Source organism: Rhizobium aouanii (genome assembly GCF_037002925.1).
Lineage (GTDB): Bacteria > Pseudomonadota > Alphaproteobacteria > Rhizobiales > Rhizobiaceae > Rhizobium > Rhizobium aouanii.
On record NZ_JBAMYD010000006.1, the window covers coordinates 35,648 to 60,835 of the forward strand.

The following is a 25,188-nucleotide window of genomic DNA, read 5'->3' on the forward strand; positions in this document are numbered from 1 at the left end:
TAACCGCATCGAAGCTTTCTCTATCGTTTCGGAAAAGTCTCGCCAAGCTGGCCGTTGCGATGTCCCATCTTGGCAATGCAACGGGAGTGGTCGAGTCCGCATTGATGAGCCACCTTAGCTTAGAGCAGAGCGCAGTCCCAAGCTTTGTGCAAGACATGAACGCACGACGGCTAACACTCTTTCCCTAGTAGCGAGAGGTCCGTGACCAATTCCTCTGTGCAACGAGGAAGGCACGGTTAGCGGTAGGCCCGTACTGGAATGAACTCACCTGCATTTAACGATAACCATGGTGCCGTTTACGGAGCGTTTCCGAAGTGACGAGCACCAAACACAATAACGTTCCGCTGCAGGGTCGCTTTTCTGCGGAAGACGACGTTCGCAAGCAGTGCCAGTACGACAATAGGTGGGGTTTGTTCGATTCTCGACGCAGGTGGATTCAGCCCATCTCCTCTTCGGCCTCAAGCTAAACAACTGAAAAGCAATCGCAAATTGTCCCATCGGCCAAATCCGTCAAACTGGCACGTGTTTTGAAGACCGTGCTTGGGAGGCGGTGAGAGCTGCCGGCTCGTATTCGGAGACGCGCTACTGAGTTCAACGTAAGCGGTGCGCTGTCCGAGATTGGAAGTGCTGTGTCTCGACGATTTCGCTCGCCCCTTTGGTCGAGCAGCTACACGCGGCGGAGAGCCCATGCCTTGCCGGGTAGCGAAGACACCAATTGGCGAATGGATTGATGGTAGGAGAAACCGAAGTGGTGAGCAAGCCGATCCCAGATCATGTCCCGCCCGAGATGGTGAAGGACTTCAGCCTGTTCCTGTCGCCCGACATGCAGCGCACGCCCAACGGGGATCCGCACGCAGCTGTCGCTTGCCTCCACGACGGGCCGCCAATCTTTTTTTCTCCCAACAACACGCGCGATGGCCGAGGGACCTGGGTCATCACGCGCGCTGAGGACCAACGCCGAGTGCTACAGGACCCCGAGACCTTTTCCAGCCATCGCAGCATCTTCGCATCGGCGCTCGGCGAAAACTGGCCGATGATCCCTCTGGAACTCGACCCGCCGGCCCACGCCGTCTTTCGCTCGTTACTCAATCCCCTGTTTTCGCTCGAGCGGGTAATGGTGCTGGAGCCGGTCGTCCGTGAGCGCGCCGTCGCGCTGATCGACAGGATCTTCGCTTCGAGCACAAGTTGTGACGTTATGAAGGATTTCGCCTTTCCCTTTGCGGTGAGCATTTTTCTTTGCCTTTTGGGGCTGTCTGATGAGCGGCTCGACATATTTGTGGGCTGGGGGAAGGATCTGCTCCATGGAGACGCTGTCAAACGAACGGCGGCGGCCCGGGCGATTGTGCAGTTCATCGATGAACTTGCAACCCTGCGCCGCAAAGATCCGGCCGCTGATTTCATGACCTTCGTCGTTGAAGCTGAGGTCGATGGCCGCCCCCTAACCGGCGAGGAGGTCCGTGGCATCGGCGTGCTTTTGTTGGTCGCAGGACTCGACACGGTCGCTACGGCAATAGGCTTCGACTTGGCCTATTTAGCGCGCAATCCCAAAGATCAAAAATTGCTGCGGAACGAACCGACACGGATCGTGCCTGCAGCCGAAGAATTGCTGCGGGCCTATTCGACCGTGCAGATGATCCGCGTAGCAAGGAAAGATATCGATTTCGAAGGCGCGCCGATCCGTAAGGGCGACTACATCTCCTGTGCCACGGCGATTGCCAATCGTGATCCCGCGGAATTCGATCACCCCGACACGATCGATCTCGCACGAGAGGACAATCGCCACTCTGCCTTTGCCTGTGGTCCCCACCGTTGTCTTGGCTCGCACCTTGCCCGGCGGGAGATTGTCGTTGGACTCGAGGAGTGGTTGGCCCGCATCCCGGCCTTCCGGATCAAAGAAGGTACGTCGCCCATCACCTACGGCGGCCAGGTGTTCGGAATCGAGAATGTGATCTTGGACTGGTCCTGATCAAAGGCCGCAGGGGGACAGACACGGAGGTACCGCATGCGCATCATCGTCCACAATGCCAAATGCCAGGGGCACGCGCGATGCTGGTCGCAAGCGCCCCACGTCTTCAAGCTGGATGAGCACGGCTATATCCTGCCCGGTGACATCGAGGTTGCGGAGAGGGACGAACTCCTCGCGTCACGAGGCGCTCGATCCTGCCCCGATCATGCACTGGAAATTGATCGCTTGCCCGATGAATTGCTTGATCGGTTCTTGTTCAATCAAGATCGTGGAGACTTCAAGTGACAAGAGCTTTCCCGGTCCAGGACCGCATCAGCCTGTGTCCGGACATTCAACCGCTGTGCCAGTTCCTCTGCAGTGGCTGTTCACATCGATGCGTAATCGGTGGCCAGTGATTGCCTACAGCGGAGCTGCCTCAACCGCCGAAATAGTCCGAACAGTTGCTATGTAGCTGATGCGCGAACACGTCTCTTCCACTCTCAGATCCGCGACAAAACCATGGACCACGAAGAAATTGCCGAATTACTCGACCGCGAGGCGATCCGCGACTGTCTCTATCGGTACTGCCGCGCGGTGGACCGTGCGGATGAGGCGGCGCTACGTAGCTCGTACTGGCCCGATGCGCATGACAGTCACGGGGTCTATTCCGGCTCGGCCGAGGGTTTCATTGAGCTCGCGCTGGGTGTCTTCAAGACCAAACCGCGAAACATCCATCAGATCACCAAACGTTCTGAACGAGTTCATCGGCCCGGCAAAGGCCGCCGTCGAGAGTTACTTTACGGCTCGGCAACGCGGACCGGAAAGGGCCAGGAGAATACGTCAGTCTCTCCTTTGCCGTCGCTATTGCGACCTGTTTCAGAAGAGGGAAGGGGAGTGGCGATACGCCGAGCCCGCCGGCAGCATCCGAGGTAAAGCGGTTCAGCGGCTCGATCCTCCACCTGGGCGAGGGCTGATGCCTGATCCGAAGGTAACCCCGACAGGAACAACTGACGGGGGCTGCGAAACTATTGTCGACCATCCGCCGGGCGGCGTGCGGCGGCCGGTTAAAGCAGTGCCAAGCTTTCGGAAATCGCGCGCCTGTCGAGTCTCCCTACGGACCAATCTCCCTATAACTGAGGAAACGCCATGGAATTCGCGACATTCATCCTCGCAGCCCAGCGTGGTTATCATCAATCATCCGACAGCGTCATTCGCAACTCAATCGAACAGGCAGTTCTTTCGGAGCAGGCAGGCTTTGACACCGTATGGTTCGCTGAGCACCACTTTAACAATTACTCGCTGGTTCCGTCGCCCTTGATGATGGTGGCGCATTGCGCGGGCGTAACGAGCACTATTCGCCTCGGCACCGCTGTCTGCGTGCTACCGCTCTACCAACCGCAGCGCCTGCTTTCCGAGATCGGCCTCGCCGATATCCTTTCGAACGGCCGCCTTGAGCTCGGCGTCGGCTCCGGATACCAGCAGTTCGAGTTCGACCGCTTCGGCATCGACATCGATCAGGCGCCGGCCGTTTTTTCCGAATATCTGGACATTATCCTCAAGGGCCTCGATCAAGAAATCTTCGAGCACGACGGCCGTCAGTTGAAGATACCGTCGACGGCGATTTCGGTACGCACGGTTCAGAAGCCTAGGCCGCCAATCTGGGTTGCCGCGGCGTCGCCACCCAGCATGAGCCGGGCTTTTCGACAGGGACACAACGTTTTGGTCACGGCATTTCACGATGGCTTGGACGCTTTAAGCACATTGCGGGAAAGCCTGGAAAAAGCAGCTTCCTTCGAGGGTAAGCATGTCTCGGACGCAAAGGTGTCGCTGTTGCGCTGCTGCTATGCCAGCGACGACGAGGCGGACATCAACAGCTATCTCGATAATGCCCGCTTCCAACGCCGGTTATCGGAGGCTCTGTACGAGCGCCGCCAGCAAAGCAAGGACGGCTATTTGCTGCACGAAACGCCGACGGAACGGGACCTGTCGTTCGAGAACATGCGCGAGAACCTGCCGATCGGCAGTGTGAATCGGGTGATCGACCGCCTGCTTCAAGAAATCAGTATCCTGAGACCGGCTCAGATTGCGATTCAGACCCAATTGGGCGATTTCGACCAGAAGACGATGTTGCGGCAAATCGAGCTCTGGGGAGAAAAGATCATCCCAGCAGTAAACAAGTCGCTTGGTCACGCAGCCCGGATCACAGAGTGACCACTAGTTAGGACAACAGCGTGCTGGTCGACTACCGGTTGTTCCGAGGTGCTTGGGAGAGTTCCTTGCCGGACGCTGACGGCACTACGACCGCGACCGCGCACGCGCAGGCGAATAGTCAGGGAAAGGACCGAAGGCCGTCGCCTCCGGCATGAACCCGATGGACTCCGAGCGAGACATCGAACTCGCCGCAGATGGCGACCGGCGCAAGCCCATGCTGGAGGATATAGCAATCCTGGCGGCAAGGCACCGAGATCTCGCGGGACCTCGGCATCAAGTTGGAAACGTCACACTCGACATGCTCGGCCGTGCAACGAAGGTCTCGATTGAAAAGGGGAACACCACGATCATCAACGGCGCCGACGCGACAGCCGAGATGGCCGCGTTTTCGCAGATCAAGGCACAGATCGTAGAGACGACACCAGATGATCGCGAGAAGCTGCAGGAGCGCTTGCCAAGCTCACCGGCGGCGCTGCCGTGGTCTTGCTGCAGAGATTGCCATTACCTCCGTGGTTGATGGCTGGCCTTTGCATGCAGGAGGCTTGGGTATCGCAAGCAGTGTGACGCCTCTCTCGCTATTCAAGCAGGAACGTGGAGGTTGGCACTCGAAGTGCAGCCGCTATGCGCCTGAGCCTGTCGGGATCGACATCAGCACCTAGTTCAATACTTGTGATTTCTGCGCAAGTCAGTCCGCAGGTCAATGAAAGATCTTCGACGCTATATCCCATCGCTTCGCGAGATCGCTGAACAGCGGCGCCGATATCGACGTGGCCTCGGTTCGTGACGGACGCGCCGGCATTGCTCATTGAATTTGCCATAGGGCACTCCTTCTATCACGTATCATCAGGGAGTTCGCAGCTACAGGGGCAGGACAGAACGGTAATGTTGCAGCGCAATATTTGTACAATAAGTATGACAACTGCAAGGCAGGCGTCGAAAGACCCATACCGCATAAAGGTGTCGCACTTTGCGAGCGGTGAACCCTTTTCGACGCCGATCAGCGCCTGATTTGCGCTTTGGCAAGCAAGGGAATAGGCGACGATTTGAGCGAGAATGGTTTGACCGTGGGTCGGGTTGGTAAGCACAGGGCAAACTACTGAATTCTGCGGGCGGAAGGCTGAGTCTGCACATCCCGGCAAAGTCAAGCGCAGGGCCCGCTCAGACATCAGCCGGCCGGTCCTTCGCGGTATGTAGCGCGGGTTTTCTTTTTCCCGCGATCTCCATTGCCGCGTGATTGGTGTCAGGGTGATCCAGTCGGACAAGCCGATCTCCTTGCTCGTGGGTGACCGCCGGAGACCAAGTAGTCGGAGGCGAACACAACGCGAGTTGATCCGGGCCGGCTGACGGTTACGAACACAATGCCGGCCAGCGCGGATCGAGGTTACCCAGCACCCTGAGCTCCATAAGCGGTCCTTTCTGCCAATGAGTCTTGGTCATTTTATCGAGCGGACTGTCACCCACGACATGGCTCGGCAGCTCCTGCCGACTCGCGACATGGAGTTACAAGAGTCGTGCCAACTGTGCCGAGGGAGCTCAGAAATAATTCCGTGTACTAAATATGAGCGCGATCGGAAGCAGCCGATTACTACCCCGTCGCGGACTCTGCAAATCAGACAATGGGTGCAGGATGCCTCGGTCGAGATCTGAGGCACACTCTGCACTGAAAAATCGCATCATATCTCGTCGGGAACGTGCGCCGGTTGCTGGCCTTGGCGCCGCCGCATTCGGCACAAGCGGCGTGGCCGGCCGTCGAGAACCCGGTTCCGTGATGGTGCGATCGTCGCCGCCAAACTCTCGCTACTCCACCTGGGAGCACGGATGTTCGTTCGCCTCCATATCGAAGCACGTTGATTCTGCTGTCGTCATCACTAATCGAGGTCAATCCAAGCGATCGCAAAGTAACAGCATCCGACAGATTCCGTCGGCTTTGTCGGATTAGCGACACAGACGTGTTTAGCCGAGCTCTTGTTTCGGCTTAGTGTAACTAACTGTAAAACAAGCAAAAAAGTCTCCTTCGGCTCGATCAGGCAGATCTGGCACGAGTCTTGAACTTCTTCATTGCGAGGCGGCGCGAGCTGCCGACCGCCATTGCGCGATGGATGGAACGAAGGAAGGAAGGCAACATGTCAGACTTGCGTCAAATCGCATTCTACGGCAAGGGGGGGATCGGCAAGTCCACCACCTCTCAAAATACCCTCGCGGCCCTTGTCGATCTCGGGCAGAAGATTCTTATCGTCGGCTGCGATCCCAAAGCCGACTCCACCCGCCTTATCCTGAACTCGAAAGCGCAGAACACGGTTCTGCATCTCGCGGCAGAGGAAGGTTCGGTGGAAGACCTCGAACTCGAGGACGTGCTGAAGGTCGGCTACCGAGGCATCAAGTGTGTGGAGTCCGGTGGCCCGGAGCCGGGCGTCGGTTGCGCCGGCCGTGGCGTCATCACCTCCATCAACTTCCTCGAGGAGAACGGCGCCTATGACGACGTCGACTACGTCTCCTACGACGTGCTCGGCGACGTGGTATGCGGCGGCTTCGCTATGCCGATCCGCGAGAACAAGGCGCAAGAAATCTACATCGTCATGTCCGGCGAAATGATGGCGCTATACGCAGCCAACAACATCGCCAAGGGTATCCTGAAATATGCTCATTCTGGTGGTGTGCGGCTCGGTGGGCTGATTTGCAACGAGCGCCAGACCGACCGCGAGCTCGACCTCTCTGAAGCGCTGGCTGCCAAGCTCAATTCCAAGCTCATTCACTTCGTGCCGCGTGACAACATCGTCCAGCACGCCGAGCTCAGGAAGATGACGGTGATCGAGTATGCGCCGGACTCCAAGCAGGCCGGAGAATATCGCGCGCTAGCCGAGAAGATCCATGCCAATTCGGGCCAGGGCACCGTCCCGACCCCGATTACCATGGAGGAACTCGAGGACATGTTGCTCGACTTTGGCATCATGAAAACCGACGAGCAGATGCTTGTCGAGCTTCAGGCCAAGGAAGCCACGCTGGCGGTTGTCCAATAACGCCCCCTGCCGCCAGCAGGAGCGCGCCGGTTCTTGACCCGGCGCGCTCTTCTTAAAAAGCGGCCTCACCGCTAGGCGTCACCCTAACCTTGAAAGGGAACAGGCCCCATGAGCCTCGACTACGAGAATGACGGCGTTTTCCATGAGAAGCTTATCGAGGAAGTGCTGTCGCAGTATCCAGGCAAGGCGGCAAAGCGCCGCAAGAACCATCTCAGCGTCGCAACCGGTGGGGAGGACGGCAGCGAGACAGGCGAGGTCCTTTCCGAATGCGACGTCAAGTCAAATATCAAGTCCATTCCGGGCGTGATGACGATCCGCGGCTGCGCCTATGCCGGCTCCAAAGGCGTGGTGTGGGGGCCGATCAAGGACATGGTCCACATCTCACATGGACCGGTCGGTTGCGGTCATTACTCCTGGTCGCAGCGCCGTAACTATTACGTCGGTACGACGGGCATCGACACCTTCGTGACCATGCAGTTTACCTCCGACTTCCAGGAGAAGGACATCGTTTTCGGCGGCGACAAGAAGCTTGAAAAGATAATCGATGAGCTCGAGGTGCTGTTTCCCTTAAACAACGGCATTACCATCCAGTCGGAATGCCCTATTGGTCTGATTGGCGACGATATAGAGGCGGTGTCACGCAAGAAAGCCAAGGAGCACGAAACGAAGATCGTGCCGGTGCGCTGCGAGGGCTTTCGCGGCGTCTCGCAATCGCTTGGCCACCACATCGCCAACGATTCGATCCGCGACTGGGTCTTCGACGAGGCAAACGCAGATTTCGAGCCCGGCCCCTGCGACGTAAATGTCGTCGGCGACTACAACATCGGGGGCGACGCCTGGGCCACCCGCATTCTGCTCGAGGAAGTGGGACTGCGTGTGGTCGGCAACTGGTCGGGGGACGCGACGCTCGCTGAGGTCGAGCGTGCGCCGAAGGCCAAGCTGAACCTCATCCATTGTTACCGCTCGATGAACTACATCTGCCGACACATGGAGGAAAAATACGGCATCCCTTGGATGGAATACAATTTCTTCGGCCCCTCCCAGATCGAGGCCTCTCTGCGCAAGATAGCTGAGCATTTCGGGCCGGCAATCGTGGACAAGACCGAAGCGGTCATCGCCAAGTACCGGCCCCTGGTCGATGCCGTGATCGATAAATATCGGCCGCGCCTCGAAGGCAAGACGGTAATGCTCTACGTCGGCGGGCTGCGCCCTCGTCACGTCATCACGGCCTATGAGGACCTCGGCATGGTGATCGTCGGCACCGGTTACGAGTTCGCTCACAACGATGATTATCAGCGCACCGGCCATTATGTGAAAAAGGGGACGCTGATCTATGACGACGTGACCGGTTACGAGTTGGAAAAGTTTATCGAGCGGATCCGCCCCGATCTCGTCGGCTCCGGCATCAAGGAGAAGTACCCGGTGCAGAAGCTGGGTATCCCGTTTCGCCAGATGCACTCCTGGGACTATTCCGGCCCGTATCATGGCTATGATGGCTTCGCCATCTTCGCCCGCGATATGGATCTAGCCATAAACAGCCCGATCTGGGACCTTTACGAAGCCCCCTGGAAGAAAAACGCCATGAAACCTGACGCGGTCGCAGCCGAATGAGGATCCGGCCTCCCGCGACCAGGAAGGCGATGAATGCCAGCACCCATTGATCCGCAGAAAACCTGAAAAAGCCTCGACGCCCTGTGCCGGCGTCCGGGCGCGCCAGATGCAAAAAGGTGATGACCATGCCGCAGTCGGCCGAAAAAATTCTCGACCATGCTCCGCTGTTCCGGGAGCCGGAATACAGGCAAATGCTTGCCGAGAAAAAGCTGAATTTCGAATGTCCGCACCCGGACCAGATCGTTACCGATCAAGGCGAATACACCAAGACCTGGGAATACCGGGAAAAGAACCTCGCCCGCGAAGCACTTGTCGTGAACCCCGCCAAAGCCTGTCAGCCGCTCGGCGCAGTGTTCGCGGCCGCGGGGTTCGAGCGGACCATGTCCTTCGTCCATGGCAGCCAGGGTTGCGTCGCCTATTACCGCTCGCACCTTTCGCGACACTTCAAAGAGCCTTCATCGGCAGTTTCGTCTTCGATGACAGAGGACGCGGCGGTGTTCGGCGGACTGAAGAACATGATCGACGGGCTTGCCAACACCTATACGCTCTATGACCCGAAGATGATCGCCGTCTCCACCACCTGTATGGCGGAAGTCATCGGTGATGACCTGCACAGCTTCATCGAAAACGCCAAGGGCCAAGGCTCGGTCCCGGCTGACTTCGACGTTCCTTTCGCTCACACGCCGGCCTTCGTCGGCAGCCATGTCGATGGCTATGACGGCATGGTCAAGGGTATCCTGGAGAACTTCTGGAAGGGCAAGGAACGCAAGGAAGTCGCCGGGTCCATCAATATCATTCCGGGTTTCGACGGCTTCTGCGTCGGCAACAATCGGGAGCTGAAGCGCCTCCTCGACGTGATGGGCGTATCCTATGCCTTCATTCAGGATGCCTCCGACCAATTCGACACACCCTCGGACGGCATGTATCGCATGTATGACGGCGGTACGAAGATCGAGGACGTGAAAGCGGCCCTCAACGCCGAAGCGACACTGTCGCTGCAGCACTACAGCACCCGCAAGACGTTGGAATTTTGCCAGGAGTTCGGACAGGTGACCGCCTCCTTCCACTATCCGCTAGGGCTGAAGGCGACCGACGAATTCCTGATGAAGGTTTCGGAGATATCCGGCAAGGAAATCCCTGGGACAATCGGCCTGGAGCGCGGTCGGCTTGTGGACGCAATAGCGGACAGCCAAGCTTGGCTGCATGGCAAGAAATACGCGATCTACGGCGATCCTGACTTCGTCTACGCCGTGGCCCGGTTCGTGATGGAGACCGGCGGGGAGCCGATGCACTGCCTCGCCACCAACGGCACGTCCGCCTGGGAAGCGGAGATGAAGGAATTGCTTGCATCCTCCCCATTCGGCAAGGATGCCCAGGTCTGGTCGGGCAAGGATCTCTGGGCGATGCGCTCGTTGCTTTTCACCGAACCGGTGGACCTGTTGATCGGCAATTCCTACGGCAAATATCTGGAGCGGGACACCGGCACGCCGCTGATCCGACTGACGTTTCCCATTTTCGATCGCCACCACCACCATCGTTTCCCGCTCATGGGCTACCAAGGGGGGCTCCGCGTCTTGACGACGATCCTCGACAAGATCTTCGACAAGCTCGATCGCGAAACGAGCAAGGTCGGGGTGACGGACTATTCATATGACCTCACCCGGTAGAAGCGGCTGTTGGCCCGGATGCGGCCAACCGTATTCCGATGGACTTGGAGACCGGCGCAATGCATTCGCCCACCGCTAAAATACAGGATGTTTTCGACGAGCCCGGCTGCGAGATAAATCGCGGCAAGGACGACAAGGCGCGCAAAGAGGGTTGTTCGAAACCGTTGACCCCCGGCGCGGCAGCCGGCGGCTGCGCTTTCGATGGCGCCAAGATTGTGCTGCAGCCGATCACCGACGTGGCACATCTCGTTCATGCACCGATCGGCTGCGAGGGCAATTCCTGGGACAACCGCGGCGCGGCTTCGTCCGGATCAACCCTTTGGCGTAGAAGCTTCACGACCGACCTCACCGAACTCGATGTGGTGATGGGGCAGGGCGAGCGGAAGCTTTTCAGAGCAATCTGCGAAATTAAGGAAGCGCATGCTCCGCCGGCGATCTTCGTCTATTCGACCTGTGTGACGGCACTGATCGGCGACGATATCGAGGCGGTCTGCAAGCGTGCAGCAGAAAAGTTCGGCTTGCCAGTGGTGCCGATCAATGCGCCCGGCTTCGTCGGTTCCAAGAACCTTGGCAACAAGCTTGCCGGCGAGGCATTGCTCGATCATGTCATCGGGACGGTGGAGCCTGCCGATGCCGGCCCTTACGACATCAATGTCCTTGGCGAATTCAACCTCTCCGGTGAGTTCTGGCTGGTGAAGCCGCTCCTTGATCGGCTGGGCATCCGGGTGCGCGCCTGTATCCCGGGCGACGCGCGCTACCTCGATATTGCCTCAGCGCACCGTGCCCGCGCGGCCATGTTGGTGTGCTCGACCGCGCTCATCAATCTTGCCCGCAAGATGGAGGAGCGCTGGGGTATTCCGTTCTTTGAGGGCTCCTTTTACGGCATCAGCGACACTTCAGAAGCACTCAGGCAGATCGCGAAGCTCGTGGTGGCGAAGGGCGCCAATCCGGACATCATCAAGCGCACCGAGGCACTGATCGCTGAGGAGGAAGCGATTGCGTGGAAGAAACTTGTGGCATACCGGCCGAGGCTCGAGGGCAAGCGCCTGCTGCTCAACACCGGGGGTGTGAAGTCCTGGTCGATTGTTCATGCGCTAATGGAGATCGGCGTGGAGATCGTCGGCACCTCCGTCAAGAAATCGACGGTCGAAGACAAGGAGCGGATCAAGCAGATCCTCAAGGATGAGGGCCACATGTTTGAATCCATGGCGCCGCGCGAGCTTTACGACATGCTCTCCGAACAGAAGGTCGATATCATGCTGTCGGGCGGGCGCACGCAATTCATCGCATTGAAAGCCAAGACACCCTGGCTCGATATCAATCAGGAGCGTCACCACCCCTATGCCGGCTACGACGGGATGGTGGAGCTCGTTCGCCAGATCGACCTCGCCATTCATAACCCGATATGGTGTCAAGTGCGGGAGCCGGCACCGTGGGAATACCAACCTACAGTGAAGGAAGAACTGCCGGATGCGCAGAGCAAAACCGAGACTGCCCACGCCTTCGCAAAAGTAGTCACACAACAGCCGCCAACGGCTTCGGCGACCCTTGAGGAGGGCCGATGACCCGCATTCTTCCTCAAACCAAATCGGCAGCGGTCAATCCGCTAAAGTCGTCTCAGCCGCTCGGCGCCGCTCTCGCCTTTCTTGGGGTTAGTGGTGCCATACCGTTGTTCCATGGCAGCCAGGGCTGCACGAGCTTCGCCCTGGTCCTTCTCGTGCGGCACTTCAAGGAAGCCGTCCCTTTGCAGACAACGGCGATGGATGAAGTGGCGACGATCCTCGGCGGCATCGACAATCTGGAGGAGGCGATCCTCAATCTCAAGACCCGCACGAATCCAAAACTGATCGGGGTCTGTACCACCGCGCTGGTCGAAATCCGAGGCGAAGATTTCGCAACGGATCTCTCGAACATCAAGGTGAAGCGCGCCAATGAACTCGCAGGTACGGAGATCGTGCTGGCCACCACCCCGGATTTCGAGGGCGCGATCGAGGAGGGCTGGACCAAGGCCGTCACCGCAATTGTTGAAAGGATTACATGGCATGGTGAGCAGGCGCGGCAGTCGAAGAAGATTGTAATCCTGCCCGGGTGGAATCTGACTGTCGCCGACATCGAGCATTTGCGCGAGACGGTGGAAAGCTTCGGCCTCAAGCCGGTGATTCTGCCCGACCTCTCCAGTTCGCTCGACGGCACGGTTCCGGACGACCGGTGGGTCTCGACCACCTATGGTGGCACCCGCGTTGAGGAGATCCAACAACTTGGCACGGCGGTGCAGTGCATCGCGATTGGCGAGCATATGCGCGGTCCGGCCGAGATGCTGCAGAAACTGACCGGAGTGCCTTATGCGCTGTTTCAGACCCTTACAGGATTGAAGGGCGCTGACCGTTTTGTATCGTTGCTTTCCGCAATTTCCGGTGCGCCGGCGCCAGCGAAAATCCGCCGGCGCCGCGCTCAGCTACAGGACGCCTTGCTCGATGGGCATTTTCATTACAGTGGCAAGAAGATTGCCATTGCCGCCGAGCCCGACCAACTCTATCAGCTCGCGACGTTTTTCACCGGCATGGGGGCCGAAATTTCGGCGGCCGTCACCACGACCGGCACCTCGAAGATACTCGAGAAAGTGCCTGCCGATGCGGTTCAGGTCGGTGATCTTGGCGATCTCGAGGGCCTTGCCGCGGGCGCTGATCTTCTCGTCACCCATTCGCATGGACGACAGGCTTCCGACCGCCTGGGCATTCCGCTCATGCGCGTTGGCTTCCCGATCTTCGACCGACTCGGCAGCCAGCACAAGCTCACGACACTCTACCAAGGAACGCGCGACCTGATCTTCGATGTCGCCAACATCTTCCAGACCGACCAGAAGGCGCCAACGCCCCAATCACTCGACCCATTCCGAAACCGAGACATGCCAGATGAACGCCGCCCGTCGCCTATCGATCGTTAACGACGAAGTTCACGCACCGACGCCGCAACGGAAAGGCGGCGCGTTGCGCATCGCGATCGCCACGCAAGACATGAAAAGCCTCAACGCCCATTTCGGTTCGGCCAAGCGCTTCGCCGTCTATGACGTGACGTCCGATGCCTGGAATTTCGTTGAGGCCGTTGCCTTTGAAGATGTTTCCGACGAGAGCGGGAAGCACCGGGCTGAGGGCGAGGATCGCATCACCCCGAAGGTTAACGCGTTGAAAGGCTGTCACCTACTATTTTGCCTGGCTATCGGCGGGCCTTCGGCAGCCAAGCTTGTCTCGGCGAAAATCCATCCAATCAAAGTGCAGCAGCCACAATCTATCGAAGACGTACTGTCGCGAACGCAGACCATGCTGAGGACGGCTCCCCCGCCGTGGTTGCGCAAGGTGCTGACGGAAGCAGGTGCTGCCGAAAAGAAACCCTTTGAGGACAGGACTGAACGATGAGAACACCGTCCGATACCCAGGTCATCCATGCTATCAACGCTAACGATACGGCCCTTGACACTCCTTTCCTCAAGTGCCTCATGCGGCTCATCCGTGCCAGGGACACCTATGGAACATGGGAAGTCAAATCTGACGCTGCCCTGCTGGCTGAATTCATCGTCACAAAGGCGCAGCGCCGTGCGATCCCGATCATTGGCGATCCCGACCCGGACGTGCTGTGGAGGCTCGAGACTTTCTACGCCTGCGTGGCGCTTGTAATCGAGGAGCGCTCCGGCCTGCTGATATCGTCGACGTTGATGATGAACCATGAGGGCTTCGGCCGAGTGGTTCTCACGACCGGGCGATTGGTCGTTCTGTCGAAGTCCCTACGCGATGTCCATCAATTCGGTTTCGAGACACTGATCAAACTTGCGAAAGCTGGTGCGAAACTGGTCGCCGATGCGACAGCGGCCATTGAGGTCTATCCCGATGTGGCACGGGCATGAGCCAGCTTCCGAGGAAGGAGATCATGTCAGATCTTGAGGAATTTAAGAAAAAAGTCCGCAAACTGCAGTCTCGAGCCGGAACTGTGAAGATGGAATTGCACGACCTTGCCGAGGACCTCCCGGTCAATTGGGCCGAAATCAAAGTGGTCGCCGAGAAAACCTTCGATGCTTTTGCGGAGTTAGACGCTGCCAAGAGAGAGCTCAGCGCGTTGGAGAGCGCACGATGACGAGCCCTTTCCTTACCCGCGACGGCTCGTACTGGATGCCCGAATATCTGACCGCTATCGATGGCGTGACCTGCATCGGCTGCGGCCGCTGCTTCAAGGTGTGCTCGCGCCAGGTCATGCACCTTTACGGCGTCGACGACGCGGGTGAGATCCTCGGCATCTGTGACGACGAGGACGACGACTTCGATGGAGAGCTCAATCGCATGATCATGGTGGTCGACGATACTGGGCGCTGCATCGGCTGTGGAGCTTGTGCCCGCGTCTGTCCGAAGAACTGCCAGACCCATGTTGCGGCTGACACGATTGTTGCTTGAGTTGACGAATACATCAGGAGAGAACGACATTGTCCTTCGGAATCTTTTGGCGCATCCTGCTGCTGTTCCTGTGCATCAACCCCATAGTGGTCTACCTTGTCTGGCATTCCATCAGCAGGGCAATCGTCACAACGCTCTCTGGTTCGCTGCTTCTTCAGGTAGGTTATTTCGGGGGCTTGCTCTTTTTGGTTTGGCGGTCTGGCTGCGCTGAGAGACGTGCCCAAAGGGCTCAGCATTGCCATAGAGTTCGCTATCAGTCGCAAGACTATCGTGAGGGAGATGAATGAACCCTCCGAGGGCCTACCTTGGGTCATCCGCGTTCCCTAATACCCACACAGATTTCATTCGTCCAATATTTTCGCAAGGCAGCAATCGCCGCTACGAGCGCTAGATTGTTGCCTCTAAAAGATCCACTGTGTTCGCTGGGTCGCCAAACGTCTAGTTCGGGTTTGTGCAACACAAGGGACAGCGGCAGCCCGCAGCCGCTGAGGGACTTTGACAAAAGAACGATGTCTGGGGGTTGTCAGCAAATTCGAAACTGAAAAAATTGCCCATCGGTGCCCGGCTTTTTGGCTCCGCCTCGTGGCCGGGTTTCACTCCGCCGTTGACGCCGGTCCATTAAATACCGGGACTAAACACCTAAATGCCGTAATGGGCCGGCGCAAGTGATATCAACGATCAACTATGGATATATCAAAGTGCAGGAAAGGCTTTCAAAGCTTTCCTATTAACGACGCAACGTTTAGAAGAGATGGCATGAATGAATCAAAAGGACGGGATTTCTTGAAGTCGCCAACTTCAGATGTGTTGCGAGACCAGGTCTATGAGCGACTGGGCGAACTGATCCGGAGCGGTCAGTTCGCCCCAGGCGAAAAGATCAAGATCAGGGATCTGGCTAAGGATTTTGAGATGAGCCCGACGCCGATTCGCGAGGCGCTGTATCGGCTTATATCCGAGGGCGTTCTGCATGGTGAAGCAAACCGGTCTGCGCTGATTCCGCTGCTGACCCGTGAACAAATCTGTGAACTGCGCGATATCCGACGGCACATCGAATGCTTCGCAGCCGAGCGGGCCGCGCAAAGAGGTACGCCCGAGCTCGCCGGCAGACTGCGTGCGATTTCCGCTAAGCTAAAAAAGGCGCGAGCCGAGCGGGATCGGCGCGCCGACTTGGTCCTCGTATACAGGTTTCAGTTCGAGCTTTGTGGTGAATGCAGAATGCCTACCCTCCTCAAAATCATCAATTCCCTTTGGCTCAAGTCTGGACCGTACCTGAACCTCTTGTTCCCCCACTACATCTCTTCGATATCGACGGGCCGCGGAGACTGGAGGGAGAGGATCGCTATGGGAGTTGAAAAACGGGAAGCTGCCATGGTTGCGGAGGAGGTAAGGCAAGACATCGACCAGTCCCTGACGTACATCGCTGACATCGTTGAAGCTGCCACCATGTTAAGGCCAATGCGGGGATGATATCCCTACGACGACACTCACACATTCGGAGTCTTCGGTGTTTCCCGCCTGTGATGAAAATTCTTTCCTGGTGCGCAAGTGATCAAGCGCGGTCTTCTGTAAGCCCTGGATCTGCGGCACTTGCAGAGGCCGCTGGCCGGTATGGTGATCTACGGATCAGGTCCAAATCTGACTCTCGAGCTTTGATGCTCACGACTCTAAGCTGGTTTTCCTGATCCAGATCTGTTTGATCATTTGTAAGCGCTTCTCTAATCGGCATGGTGAAGTCAAGCGCGATCGAGCTTTCCACTTGTGCGGCGGATAACGTCTTTTCGCGGCCCTTGCTTCTCTCCGGGATCGGCGTCAAAGCCCTCCCACCATGGGATCAGAAGAATGATATGGTCCAATCTCATTTGCATGCTACCGGCGCAGAGCGCTGCCGCGATAAGCGCTTACACGAACTCATATCATTCACGTCCGCGAAGGACGCCTTCCGCCGTAAGGCGGAACTTTGTGTCTACGTGGTGTAGACTTGAATCAGCTTGCTGCTGCCGGCGCCACCTCCCGTGTCCAGCGGAAGTCGGTCCCGTCGCTCCACATACGGTGGAGGATCACGGCAAGTCGTCGCGCCAGTGCCACGATTGCTTTCCGGGCGCTCCTCCGCTTGGCGACATTCATCGCCCAAGCCTTCAGCCATGACCATTTTGCCGATCGCGTCAGAAGAGCCTGCGCTGCTTCGTAGAGCAGTCCTCGCAGCATGGCGTCGCCACACAGGGTGACGTGGCCTATTCGTTTGCTCTCGCCGGACTGATTGAGCAGCGGTGTCAGTCCGAGCACGGCCCCCACGGCGCGCGACGTTCGGAAGCGGGCAGGAATGTCGATCGTTGCCACATAGGCGAGCGACACGATCGGGCCGACGCCAGGCACCGTCATCAGCCGGCGGCAGACAGGATCCTGCTTAGCCTCGTCCCGAACGATACGGTCCAGCTTGGCGAACTCGTCCCGCAGTTTCTCCCGGGCGGCAAGCAGCGGCTCGACGATGGCGACCAGACCGGGCAAGCCTTCGATCAGTTCGCGGATGCGAGTCTCGTATTTCACGGTGCCTGCAATACCGACCTTCAGCCCGAAGTTCCGCACAGTCCCCGGATGTCGTTCTCGATTGCAATGGCTTTTTCCTGCAGCAGCTTTCGGGCGGTCAGCATGGCGCGCCGCTCCTGGCTGGTCAGCGTCTTGACGTGCACCGCCTTGAAGAGGTGGACACGCATCATCTGGGCGATGCCGCGCGCATCGGTGCGGTCGCTCTTGTTCGGCTGCTGCGCCTTCAGAAAGGCTTTCGTGTGCCGGGTCTCGATACAGATCACCGGGAGGCTGGCCTTGGCGAGACCTTCATAGAGCCATTGGGACAGGGGGCCCGCTTCAAGGCCAACCCGCTCAAAATGCCATCGCGGGTCACAAAGCAGTTTCGCGAGATCCTCGGGGTGGCTGACCACCTTCGTTTCCCGGCAGATTTTTCCGGTCTCGTCGATGATGCATATGGAAGTTTCTTTGACAGAGACATCGAGGCCTACATGGTATTTCATTGCTACGCTTCCTTTCTGGTGCTTGTGGCTGATTCATTCACGACCCCAGGCCACATTTTATCATCAGCTCGAAGCGCAGCACCTTCCTTTTACCGGCGGCAAGATGGGGCGCGAAGCCGATTACCCCATCTCATTTCCATGCGCGTTGACGCGGCCCGTTTGACCGCGGTCGCTGTCAGACGGGATCATTGAATCAGGCCGCGGCGGCTTCGGCGAAGTTGAATGGCAGTAGAGTCTCGACCCCTGCAATATTATCACTTTCGTGGTTCACACCCACACCCCGCATGATTGCTGTGTACGCTTCGCCGCGGTCGTCACCTTCCACGCCGCAACACTCGCTACCGGGCGGGCGCTACCCCTTACCCGGACCGGACTTCCACCGACTGGAACACGCCAGCTTTCCTGGCGCACTGGCAACTGATTTTCGCCCTTCAGCCTGCGCCATGTTTTGGCGGTACTCACGACGAGCTTGATGACCATGAGCCGCGCCGTCTTATGCAACAGGCTACCCTCGGTGCGCACCGTGCGGTGCCTAACGGTGGCAAAGACGCTTTCGATCGGATTGGAAGTGCGTAGATGGTCCCAATGCTCGGCAGGGAAGTCGAAGAAGGTCAGCAATGCCTCCCGGTCTTTCGTCAGACAGTCGACGGCTTTGGAATATTTGGTCTCGTATTTGTCGACAAAGATGACGATGGCGGCCTCGGCCGTCGCCCTATCCGGCGCGTCGCGCACTTCCCTGAGGTCGGCTTTCATGTTGGGCCGCACTGATTTCGGCACCTTGAATCCCAAGAGTCCACACGATCTAGCCAACCACGACCGGGTTGGAGGCCACAAGGACGAGGTTGCGTGGGAAGACATCGCGAAGGATGCATAATCGACAGCGTCGGACGATGTCGAAAACCGACAACCTCTGTCGGGTTTTATCAAGATGCGACACGATCACGTTAGAACGGATATCTTGCTGCACGCAACTTAAACCACTGAAGGCTTTGCTGATAATTTGCTCTGACGCTCTTTCGAGCCGTCGGCACGATTAATGCAACTTTTCGACTAGCTACTGGGGATCGCGTGTGAGGCCAGGAGCTCGGGACAAAAGTGTAATTGCGCAGTTTTGCCCACTCAGAAGGGGGGCCCGTCGAGGTTGCCGTTTGCAACCTGGAGCCGTCATGAGAATACGGATTAGATGTTGGCGGGTGACGATAGAAGCGTAAATGCGAGTGCTGTTAGTTTGTCTGTAAAGGAAAGAACATGTCTCAAGAGAGTAACTCCAACTCACTTCTTGCTTTCGAAAACCTCGAGTCGAACGTGCGGTCATATTCGCGGTCCTTTCCTGTAGTGTTTAGGACGGCTGCAGAAGCCATTCTCAAGGATGAGGACGGTCGTGAGTTTATCGACTTTCTATGCGGCGCGGGCACCCTAAACTACGGTCACAACGATCCTGATTTGCTAAATCAAGCGATTAAATACCTATACTCTGAAGGAATCGTTCACGGCTTGGACATGGCTACCTCCGCCAAAAGAGAGTTTATGGAGTGTGTTGACGCGATAATTCTGCGGCAACGTGGTCTGACCTACAAGTTTCAATTTCCTGGTCCCACCGGCGCCAACGCCGTGGAAGCAGCTTTGAAACTGGCACGCAAGGTCACTGGACGACATAGTATCATTTCATTCACAAACGGCTTTCACGGAGTCAGTTTGGGCGCCCTTGCGGTAACGGGTAACCGATTCTACCGAGATGCCGCAGGTCTTCCTCTAGCCGACGCAGTGTTCATGCCCTATGATGGGTATTGGGGAGCCGAAAACGACACTTCAGATTATCTGGACAGGGTGCTTGGTGATGCAAGCAGCGGTGTCGATATGCCCGCTGCCATCATTACCGAGACCGTCCAAGGCGAGGGCGGCATACGTCCTGCTGCCAAAGATTGGCTACGGGCAATCGAGCAGCTTTGCAAAAAATATGGCATCCTTTTGATTGTAGATGATATTCAGGCAGGTTGCGGACGAACGGGCAGTTTCTTCAGTTTCGAGTTCGCTGATTTGGTGCCAGACATGGTTTTGCTGTCCAAGTCCCTTAGTGGTTGTGGACTACCGTTGTCTCTTTTGCTGCTCAAACCCGAACTAGACGTTTGGCGGCCGGGCGAACACAGCGGCACATTCAGAGGCAATAACCTTGCCCTTGTGACGGCGACTGCCGCCTTACAGAAATATTGGACCAACGAAAAGTTGTCTCAGAGCGTTTCGGAATCCGGGCGCTTATTGAACGAGCGACTTCAGCAGGCCGCTCAAGCAGGCCGAGATCATGGCATGTCCGTACGCGGTAGGGGCATGATGCAAGGGCTCGATTGCGGCAGTGGTAAACTTGCTGGGGAAATCGTTCGTAAGGCCTTTGAATACGGAGTTGTGGTAGAGCGATGCGGCGCGGAGGACCATGTTGTCAAAGTTCTGCCTCCCCTGACGATCGATAAGGTGACCCTTCAGCGAGGGCTGGATATCCTGGGCAAGTCTGTGCGCGAAAGCGTGTGAACGATGAGGGCTGGAAACCATCATCCGGTTACTGCCGCATCTCAACTCTCGAGAGCGCGCACCCGTCACTCAGCTTAGTTTGTGCCAGAGCCCTTTTGAAGGGACACATTGGCTACTGGCGGCGGTTTCCAATGATGAACAAGCGTAAGTTATCTATGGTCATGTTTGAAGGAGTGTGACGTGAACACGCAGAAGTTTCGAGATCTTGCAAGTGTGATTGAGCGGTCGAGATCAGATTTCGACTATGCGTACTCCAAAGGAATAATGACCCTGTATGCCCGGTCGCTTGACCAGCGACACGTGGAGATTGAGCCGGGACGATCGGTTGTAGAATTCGCGAGAGGCAGCTATCTCGGGCTTGATAACCATCCAATGATTGTGGATGCTGCGATAGCAGCGTTAGCGTCATATCGCTCTATACAGTGGTCCGGTGCTCGCACGAGATTGAACTTTTCGCTAACTGGAGATCTCGAATACAGCTTATCTGAACTTTTCGATGCTCGGATTGTCGTATACTCGCTGGTTCTAACGGCAAACATGAGCGCGCTCCCGTTACTCGCATGCGGGGCTTTCACCAGAGAACGCAGGCCGGTACTGGTGTTCGACCGATTTGCCCATGCCACTTTGGCCTACCACAAGGCTGTTGTGGCTGAAGATGCACAGGTTCTGCAAATTAGACACAACGACATTGAGGAACTGGAGGGTATTTGTCAGAAATACACTTGCGTCGCCTACATATGCGATGGTGTGTATTCAATGGGCGGGAATGCCCCAATCCGAGAGCTTTTGCGTCTCCAGGAGCGTTATGGGCTATTTATCTACGTGGACGATGCGCATGGCATCTCAATCCGCGGAAGACATGGCCAAGGATATGCCAAATCCCAAATCGCAGATCTAGGCGAAAACACCATCATCGCGGCTTCGTTGAGTAAGGGCTTTGGGGCGACAGGCGGTGTTCTCATGCTTGGGACGGAAGAGCAGGAGAAACTGCTTAGACGTTATGCCGTCCCGCATGCATTTTCAATGGGGCCAGACTTGGCCGGAATTGCGGGTGCGTTAGCATCCGCGGAGATTCACCGTTCTTCGGAGCTGGGTGAGCGCCAGGCCCGACTGGCTAGGGTTGTTCAAGCTTTTGACGAGAGAATGCCCACGCAGTCGTCAGGTGACGGAATGCCAATCCGGATGGTCCCGATTGGTGAGTCTCGGGCGGCGGTAGATACGGCGGCCGAGCTATTGCGGCGCGGCTTTTATGTGGCTGCAGCATTTTATCCGACAGTGCCCCGGGACAAGGCCGCATTGCGCATATGCCTGACTGCGGACCATAGTCAGGAAGAGGTCACCCAGCTCTGTGCGTCAATCCGAGACATAGCGTATGCGCCGAAATGATCTTACGAGTCTTGATGGTGGTTCTTAGTCCGAGGATGCCGAAAATGTTTGAGCCTCAGAAACTGGCGATTATAGTCACCAAGCCGAAAATAAGGACTACAGCCTCCACAAATCGTTGCTCAGCGGCACCGCGGATAGTATCTGGTGACACATCAATACCGGATCGTTTGCTGCGTCAGCTCGCGCGTGCTGGCGTGGAGAAGACGGTGATCTTGGCTCTGAAAAGTGCTGGCGACCTCGCATGCAATCTCGGCAGCAATCTGGACGGTATGGAGCTTTCCTTACGTGTTCTGCATAGCCCGAATGCGGGGCGGCTCATTGATGCAGCTTCGGTAAAGGAGGTTGATCAGGTGTGTGGCAACGTCCTTGTGTTCACCGAAGATCTCGACATTGACTTCTCGCTCATAGATCGGTTGGTACACTCATGTGACGGCAACCTCGTTGTAGCCGGTAATGAGCACAGCCGAGGATCATTGCGCTTATTAACGAATAAGGCACTGCGCCTTACGGCAACTCTTCCCAATTGCCCTGTCGATGGAGAAAATGTCGCTGCAGATTTTAGCCCTCTCGGCATTTATAGATTCGAGACTACCTTTCTTCGAAGCGTTGCTCGAAATCGACCACATCGGTCGAATGACGATGTCGAGTTTTTCGAAGCCGCATTGGGACTCCAAACACATAAAATATACCTCATACATGGCGAAACCATAGTTCGAAAAGCCGAGGCGAATGATTGTAAAATAGTAATAACCTCCAATACCGTTGCCTCGGCCTCTGAGCAATGCAGCCTAGTCTCCGCCAACAACACCCGAAAACTATTGACATTTCTCGATCTTGAGCTGGACATGAACAGCTATCGCGTGAGACGAAACGGCCGGATTGTTCATCTCACTCCGACGGGCTTCCGTCTGTTATCTCACCTAATGGAAGAACCGCACAGGGTGTATTCCAGAGATGAATTGAAGAGTGCAGTTTGGCCGGAAACCATTCACGTTGGCCCTCGCACGGTCGATGTTCACATAGGTCACTTGCGTGCGGCCCTCAATAAGGTTGGCCGGCAGGACTTCGTACGAACCGTGAGATCAGTCGGATATGCGCTGTCTGAGTAGAGAATAGGCATAGGCTCGACACCGCGGCTGCGAGCGCAAACTTGCCGAGGAATTGGCAAAGACGCTCGATGCCGGGGATTTGCCTGATCTGGCCGCCATGTAGGCGCTCTTCGGTCGCTTCGCTCAATGGTCATGAGGCCTTAATCGGCGCAGGAGAAGCCGTATGAAGACCGCCCACATCATCGACGAAGCAGGGCTCGGCATCATGCTCAACGGTAGGCGCTGTTTGCCTCGCACCTTGACCAGGACGCTTTGTGCCGTTTCGAAGACTGCTGCTGTGACTGAGATGGCAACGATGCGCTAACAGCGGTCAATGCAATTTCTGAGCGCAGATAACCAGATGAAGCAAAAGAGGCATCTCTGCCCGATTGTCCAGATGCGGGAGGGAATTGCCGATTTCTTTAGCCTGGACTCCCCAGCAACCCATTTATCAAATCGGAGCTCCTCATGGAAATTCATCTCGTAAGAACCGTCGACCGCGACGGATGGCAGTCTCTTTGGAACTCATATTGCGCCGACCAGGGTCTCGGTCTATCGGAACAAGCAACTGAGACGATCTGGCGGCGGATCGAGCACCCAAACGATCCAACGAACGCGCTGATAGCTGTTGGAGCCACCGGCGCGGCCTCGGGTTTCATCAACTTTATCGTCCATCCCTATACGTGGAGCGATCGGCCACTATGTTTTCTCGTTGATCTCTATGTCGATGAGTCTCAACGGCGGCAGGGGATAGGCCAAGCCATGATAAAGGACCTAGCCGCCCACGGAAGCCGCCAAGGTTGGCTGAGGATATATTGGAATACGAACAGGTGCAATAGGCAAGCGCGGGCGCTCTATGACAGAGTTGCTCGACTGAGTCCCTATCTCTCGTACTATCTTGACCTGTAGAGGTCGCTGCTTGAGGCGTGGGCGCCGAACAGCTCGAGCGCATATCCCCTACCTGTTGATTTTGGGATTGCCCGCCCTTCCGCAGACACCGATTGTGATGTCGTGTCATCGAAGGAAGCGATTCAAGAGATGCACGGGGCTCGCCAATCTCCATGCCTGCACAGGCAATTGGATCCAGCATCCATATTGGAATAACGATAACATTACCTGGTACCATCTCGATGTGTGCGACAGCTCCACCTTTACGTTGATCTATCCCCTGGCGTCGTAAATACTTTCCAAAAAGCGGATGATGTTGGTAATGGATCGTTACATATTCGTCGATATGGGCAGAATGACCTTGCGATTGGCGTCGGAAAAGGTCATTGCCGGCGTCAAATTCAAAGACGGTGTCGCCGACCCGATGACGCCAGACAACCGCGCCGCCTAATCGGCCCCGTCACCCAATTCCAATCATAGCTCTTGGCGCTGTTATGGCAGACGCTGCATAAACGAGCGTTGCGCCTTGAAGGGTTTCGACTGGGCGACGACGGATCGGCTTCACAAGAAGGGCCTGATCGGCGACCCAGTCAACCTGCTCGAAAACTACTTCTTTCCCGAAGAGCTCGAAGCCCAGATTGCGGCCCTCGTCGAACCTTACACAATTCCCGGTATGACGAGAGCCTCGGCAATCTCACTCCGGCTCAAGTCTACTTCGGGCGCGGCCGAACCGTCCTTCTCAACCGCGAAAGGATCAAACGCGATACGATCAAAAACCGCCGCTTGCAACACCACGCCAAAGCCGCTTAAATCAAACCGCACAACGAGCCGAAATCTTCAATAGCCGTAATCTCAAATCATTCGATGACGGACAGTACGTTTCGTGACTGGCGCCTCCTTTTTTCCCGCTTTGCGATGAGTAAGCGATGACGCTGGAGGAAAGGATAGGCAATTATCGTCATCAGGGCATGACGATGAAATCCGTTCCATGATCGACCTTCAAAGTGGTCGAGGCCGAGCTCGTGCTTGGCAGTCTCGAAGCTGTCTTCGCTCGCTCAGCGATGGCCTTCCACGGAAACGAGCATCTGGATGCCGGTCCCGGCCGGGCACCATGTGGTAACTCGCCGATCTCGATGCCGAGGAATATGATGAGACGGGTTCGGCGCTTTGGACCCGCGGGTTCCTGATCCGGAGCAATATCAGCCACTTCAGGCAGTATCGGCGTATCGCCTTGCAATACAACAAGACCACCCACCTCCCTTTCCTCGTGCCTCACGGTCGCAAGGTTCTTTCCGTCATTTGTCAACAGGGACTGGCGCACCTCCGAAATTCATCGAGATGCCCGCCCCGCCCCCGCCGGCAAACCAAACGTTACAATAGACCATTC

21 protein-coding genes and 8 pseudogenes are annotated in these 25,188 nt (G+C 56.9%); 23 read left to right on the forward strand and 6 right to left on the reverse strand.

What is annotated here, in order from left to right; genetic code table 11:
• Positions 1–787: 787 nt before the first annotated feature.
• From V8P77_RS12135 to groEL, 5 genes and pseudogenes are all read left to right on the forward strand, one after another.
• On the forward strand, positions 788–1,966 hold the full coding sequence (locus V8P77_RS12135) for a cytochrome P450 (protein ID WP_373694592.1): 1,179 nt from the start codon (positions 788–790) through the stop codon (positions 1,964–1,966).
• Between the two features lie 36 nt (positions 1,967–2,002).
• On the forward strand, positions 2,003–2,251 hold the full coding sequence (locus V8P77_RS12140) for a ferredoxin (RefSeq protein ID WP_264396719.1): 249 nt from the start codon (positions 2,003–2,005) through the stop codon (positions 2,249–2,251).
• 213 nt (positions 2,252–2,464) lie between these two features.
• Positions 2,465–2,855 (forward strand): annotated as a pseudogene (locus V8P77_RS12145) (nuclear transport factor 2 family protein); the annotation flags it as partial.
• A 236-nt stretch (positions 2,856–3,091) separates the two neighbouring features.
• Positions 3,092–4,156, forward strand: coding sequence for an LLM class flavin-dependent oxidoreductase (locus V8P77_RS12150; RefSeq protein ID WP_264396718.1), 1,065 nt, complete (start codon positions 3,092–3,094; stop codon positions 4,154–4,156).
• A gap of 196 nt (positions 4,157–4,352) precedes the next feature.
• Positions 4,353–4,639 (forward strand): annotated as a pseudogene (groEL, locus tag V8P77_RS12155) (chaperonin GroEL); the annotation flags it as partial.
• 92 nt (positions 4,640–4,731) lie between these two features.
• On the opposite strand, the gene V8P77_RS12160 reads toward groEL, so the two are convergent.
• Positions 4,732–4,974 (reverse strand): helix-turn-helix domain-containing protein, encoded by a 243-nt coding sequence (locus V8P77_RS12160; protein ID WP_264396717.1) that lies wholly within the window; start codon positions 4,972–4,974, stop codon positions 4,732–4,734.
• A 15-nt stretch (positions 4,975–4,989) separates the two neighbouring features.
• Positions 4,990–5,418 carry a hypothetical protein gene (locus V8P77_RS12165; RefSeq protein WP_264396716.1) on the reverse strand — a complete coding sequence of 143 codons (429 nt, stop codon included), beginning with the start codon at positions 5,416–5,418 and terminating at the stop codon, positions 4,990–4,992.
• Positions 5,419–6,279: 861 nt separating this feature from the next.
• On the opposite strand from V8P77_RS12165, the gene nifH reads away from it, so the two are divergent.
• The 10 genes from nifH (at position 6,280) to V8P77_RS12215 (ending at position 15,177) form a co-directional block, all read left to right on the forward strand.
• The gene (gene nifH, locus V8P77_RS12170) at positions 6,280–7,173 is read left to right on the forward strand and encodes a nitrogenase iron protein (RefSeq protein WP_264396769.1); all 894 of its coding nucleotides are present in this window, start codon (positions 6,280–6,282) and stop codon (positions 7,171–7,173) included.
• Positions 7,174–7,281: 108 nt separating this feature from the next.
• Positions 7,282–8,784 carry a nitrogenase molybdenum-iron protein alpha chain gene (gene nifD / locus V8P77_RS12175; RefSeq protein ID WP_264396715.1) on the forward strand — a complete coding sequence of 501 codons (1,503 nt, stop codon included), beginning with the start codon at positions 7,282–7,284 and terminating at the stop codon, positions 8,782–8,784.
• 125 nt (positions 8,785–8,909) lie between these two features.
• The gene (gene nifK, locus V8P77_RS12180) at positions 8,910–10,451 is read left to right on the forward strand and encodes a nitrogenase molybdenum-iron protein subunit beta (RefSeq protein ID WP_264396714.1); all 1,542 of its coding nucleotides are present in this window, start codon (positions 8,910–8,912) and stop codon (positions 10,449–10,451) included.
• Positions 10,452–10,510: 59 nt separating this feature from the next.
• Positions 10,511–12,016: a nitrogenase iron-molybdenum cofactor biosynthesis protein NifE gene (nifE, locus tag V8P77_RS12185; protein WP_264396713.1), complete on the forward strand. Its 1,506-nt coding sequence runs from the start codon at positions 10,511–10,513 to the stop codon at positions 12,014–12,016.
• Positions 12,013–13,395, forward strand: a complete 1,383-nt coding sequence (nifN, locus tag V8P77_RS12190) for a nitrogenase iron-molybdenum cofactor biosynthesis protein NifN (protein WP_264396712.1) — start codon at positions 12,013–12,015, stop codon at positions 13,393–13,395. Before nifE ends, nifN begins: the two co-directional genes overlap by 4 nt.
• Positions 13,364–13,864 carry a nitrogen fixation protein NifX gene (gene nifX, locus V8P77_RS12195; RefSeq protein ID WP_264396711.1) on the forward strand — a complete coding sequence of 167 codons (501 nt, stop codon included), beginning with the start codon at positions 13,364–13,366 and terminating at the stop codon, positions 13,862–13,864. Before nifN ends, nifX begins: the two co-directional genes overlap by 32 nt.
• Positions 13,861–14,349, forward strand: a complete 489-nt coding sequence (locus V8P77_RS12200) for a NifX-associated nitrogen fixation protein (RefSeq protein WP_264396710.1) — start codon at positions 13,861–13,863, stop codon at positions 14,347–14,349. The genes nifX and V8P77_RS12200 overlap by 4 nt, the downstream gene beginning before the upstream one ends.
• A 23-nt stretch (positions 14,350–14,372) precedes the next feature.
• Positions 14,373–14,576 (forward strand): CCE_0567 family metalloprotein, encoded by a 204-nt coding sequence (locus V8P77_RS12205; protein WP_264396709.1) that lies wholly within the window; start codon positions 14,373–14,375, stop codon positions 14,574–14,576.
• Positions 14,573–14,890, forward strand: a complete 318-nt coding sequence (gene fdxB, locus V8P77_RS12210) for a ferredoxin III, nif-specific (protein WP_264396708.1) — start codon at positions 14,573–14,575, stop codon at positions 14,888–14,890. Before V8P77_RS12205 ends, fdxB begins: the two co-directional genes overlap by 4 nt.
• Before the next feature lie 86 nt (positions 14,891–14,976).
• On the forward strand, positions 14,977–15,177 hold the full coding sequence (locus tag V8P77_RS12215; RefSeq protein WP_264396768.1) for an exopolysaccharide production repressor protein: 201 nt from the start codon (positions 14,977–14,979) through the stop codon (positions 15,175–15,177).
• Positions 15,178–15,230: 53 nt separating this feature from the next.
• Here V8P77_RS12215 and V8P77_RS12220 read toward each other — a convergent pair.
• A pseudogene (locus V8P77_RS12220) lies at positions 15,231–15,442 on the reverse strand (aminotransferase class III-fold pyridoxal phosphate-dependent enzyme); the annotation flags it as partial.
• A 204-nt stretch (positions 15,443–15,646) separates the two neighbouring features.
• Here V8P77_RS12220 and V8P77_RS12225 point away from each other — a divergent pair.
• Positions 15,647–16,357 carry a GntR family transcriptional regulator gene (locus V8P77_RS12225; RefSeq protein ID WP_264396707.1) on the forward strand — a complete coding sequence of 237 codons (711 nt, stop codon included), beginning with the start codon at positions 15,647–15,649 and terminating at the stop codon, positions 16,355–16,357.
• Between the two features lie 516 nt (positions 16,358–16,873).
• Here V8P77_RS12225 and V8P77_RS12230 read toward each other — a convergent pair.
• Both V8P77_RS12230 and V8P77_RS12235 read right to left on the reverse strand, forming a co-directional pair.
• Positions 16,874–17,916, reverse strand: a pseudogene (locus V8P77_RS12230) (IS110 family RNA-guided transposase).
• A 411-nt stretch (positions 17,917–18,327) separates the two neighbouring features.
• A pseudogene (locus tag V8P77_RS12235) lies at positions 18,328–18,696 on the reverse strand (transposase); the annotation flags it as partial.
• Positions 18,697–19,164: 468 nt separating this feature from the next.
• On the opposite strand from V8P77_RS12235, the gene ectB reads away from it, so the two are divergent.
• The 7 genes and pseudogenes from ectB to V8P77_RS12265 form a co-directional block, all read left to right on the forward strand.
• Positions 19,165–20,439 carry a diaminobutyrate--2-oxoglutarate transaminase gene (gene ectB, locus V8P77_RS12240; protein WP_264396706.1) on the forward strand — a complete coding sequence of 425 codons (1,275 nt, stop codon included), beginning with the start codon at positions 19,165–19,167 and terminating at the stop codon, positions 20,437–20,439.
• Positions 20,440–20,619: 180 nt separating this feature from the next.
• On the forward strand, positions 20,620–21,825 hold the full coding sequence (locus tag V8P77_RS12245) for an aminotransferase class I/II-fold pyridoxal phosphate-dependent enzyme (RefSeq protein WP_264396705.1): 1,206 nt from the start codon (positions 20,620–20,622) through the stop codon (positions 21,823–21,825).
• A gap of 44 nt (positions 21,826–21,869) precedes the next feature.
• Positions 21,870–22,934: a winged helix-turn-helix domain-containing protein gene (locus V8P77_RS12250; RefSeq protein ID WP_335912927.1), complete on the forward strand. Its 1,065-nt coding sequence runs from the start codon at positions 21,870–21,872 to the stop codon at positions 22,932–22,934.
• A gap of 447 nt (positions 22,935–23,381) precedes the next feature.
• Entirely contained in the window at positions 23,382–23,822 is a 441-nt protein-coding gene (locus V8P77_RS34790; protein WP_373694582.1) for a GNAT family N-acetyltransferase, read from the forward strand.
• Positions 23,823–24,123: 301 nt separating this feature from the next.
• Positions 24,124–24,252, forward strand: coding sequence for a hypothetical protein (locus V8P77_RS12255; RefSeq protein ID WP_264396702.1), 129 nt, complete (start codon positions 24,124–24,126; stop codon positions 24,250–24,252).
• A 32-nt stretch (positions 24,253–24,284) separates the two neighbouring features.
• Positions 24,285–24,400, forward strand: a pseudogene (locus V8P77_RS12260) (DUF6429 family protein); the annotation flags it as partial.
• A pseudogene (locus V8P77_RS12265) lies at positions 24,397–24,611 on the forward strand (IS3 family transposase); the annotation flags it as partial. The pseudogenes V8P77_RS12260 and V8P77_RS12265, both read left to right, overlap by 4 nt.
• A 47-nt stretch (positions 24,612–24,658) precedes the next feature.
• Here V8P77_RS12265 and V8P77_RS12270 read toward each other — a convergent pair.
• Positions 24,659–24,919 (reverse strand): annotated as a pseudogene (locus V8P77_RS12270) (IS701 family transposase); the annotation flags it as partial.
• Positions 24,920–25,188 lie beyond the last annotated feature (269 nt).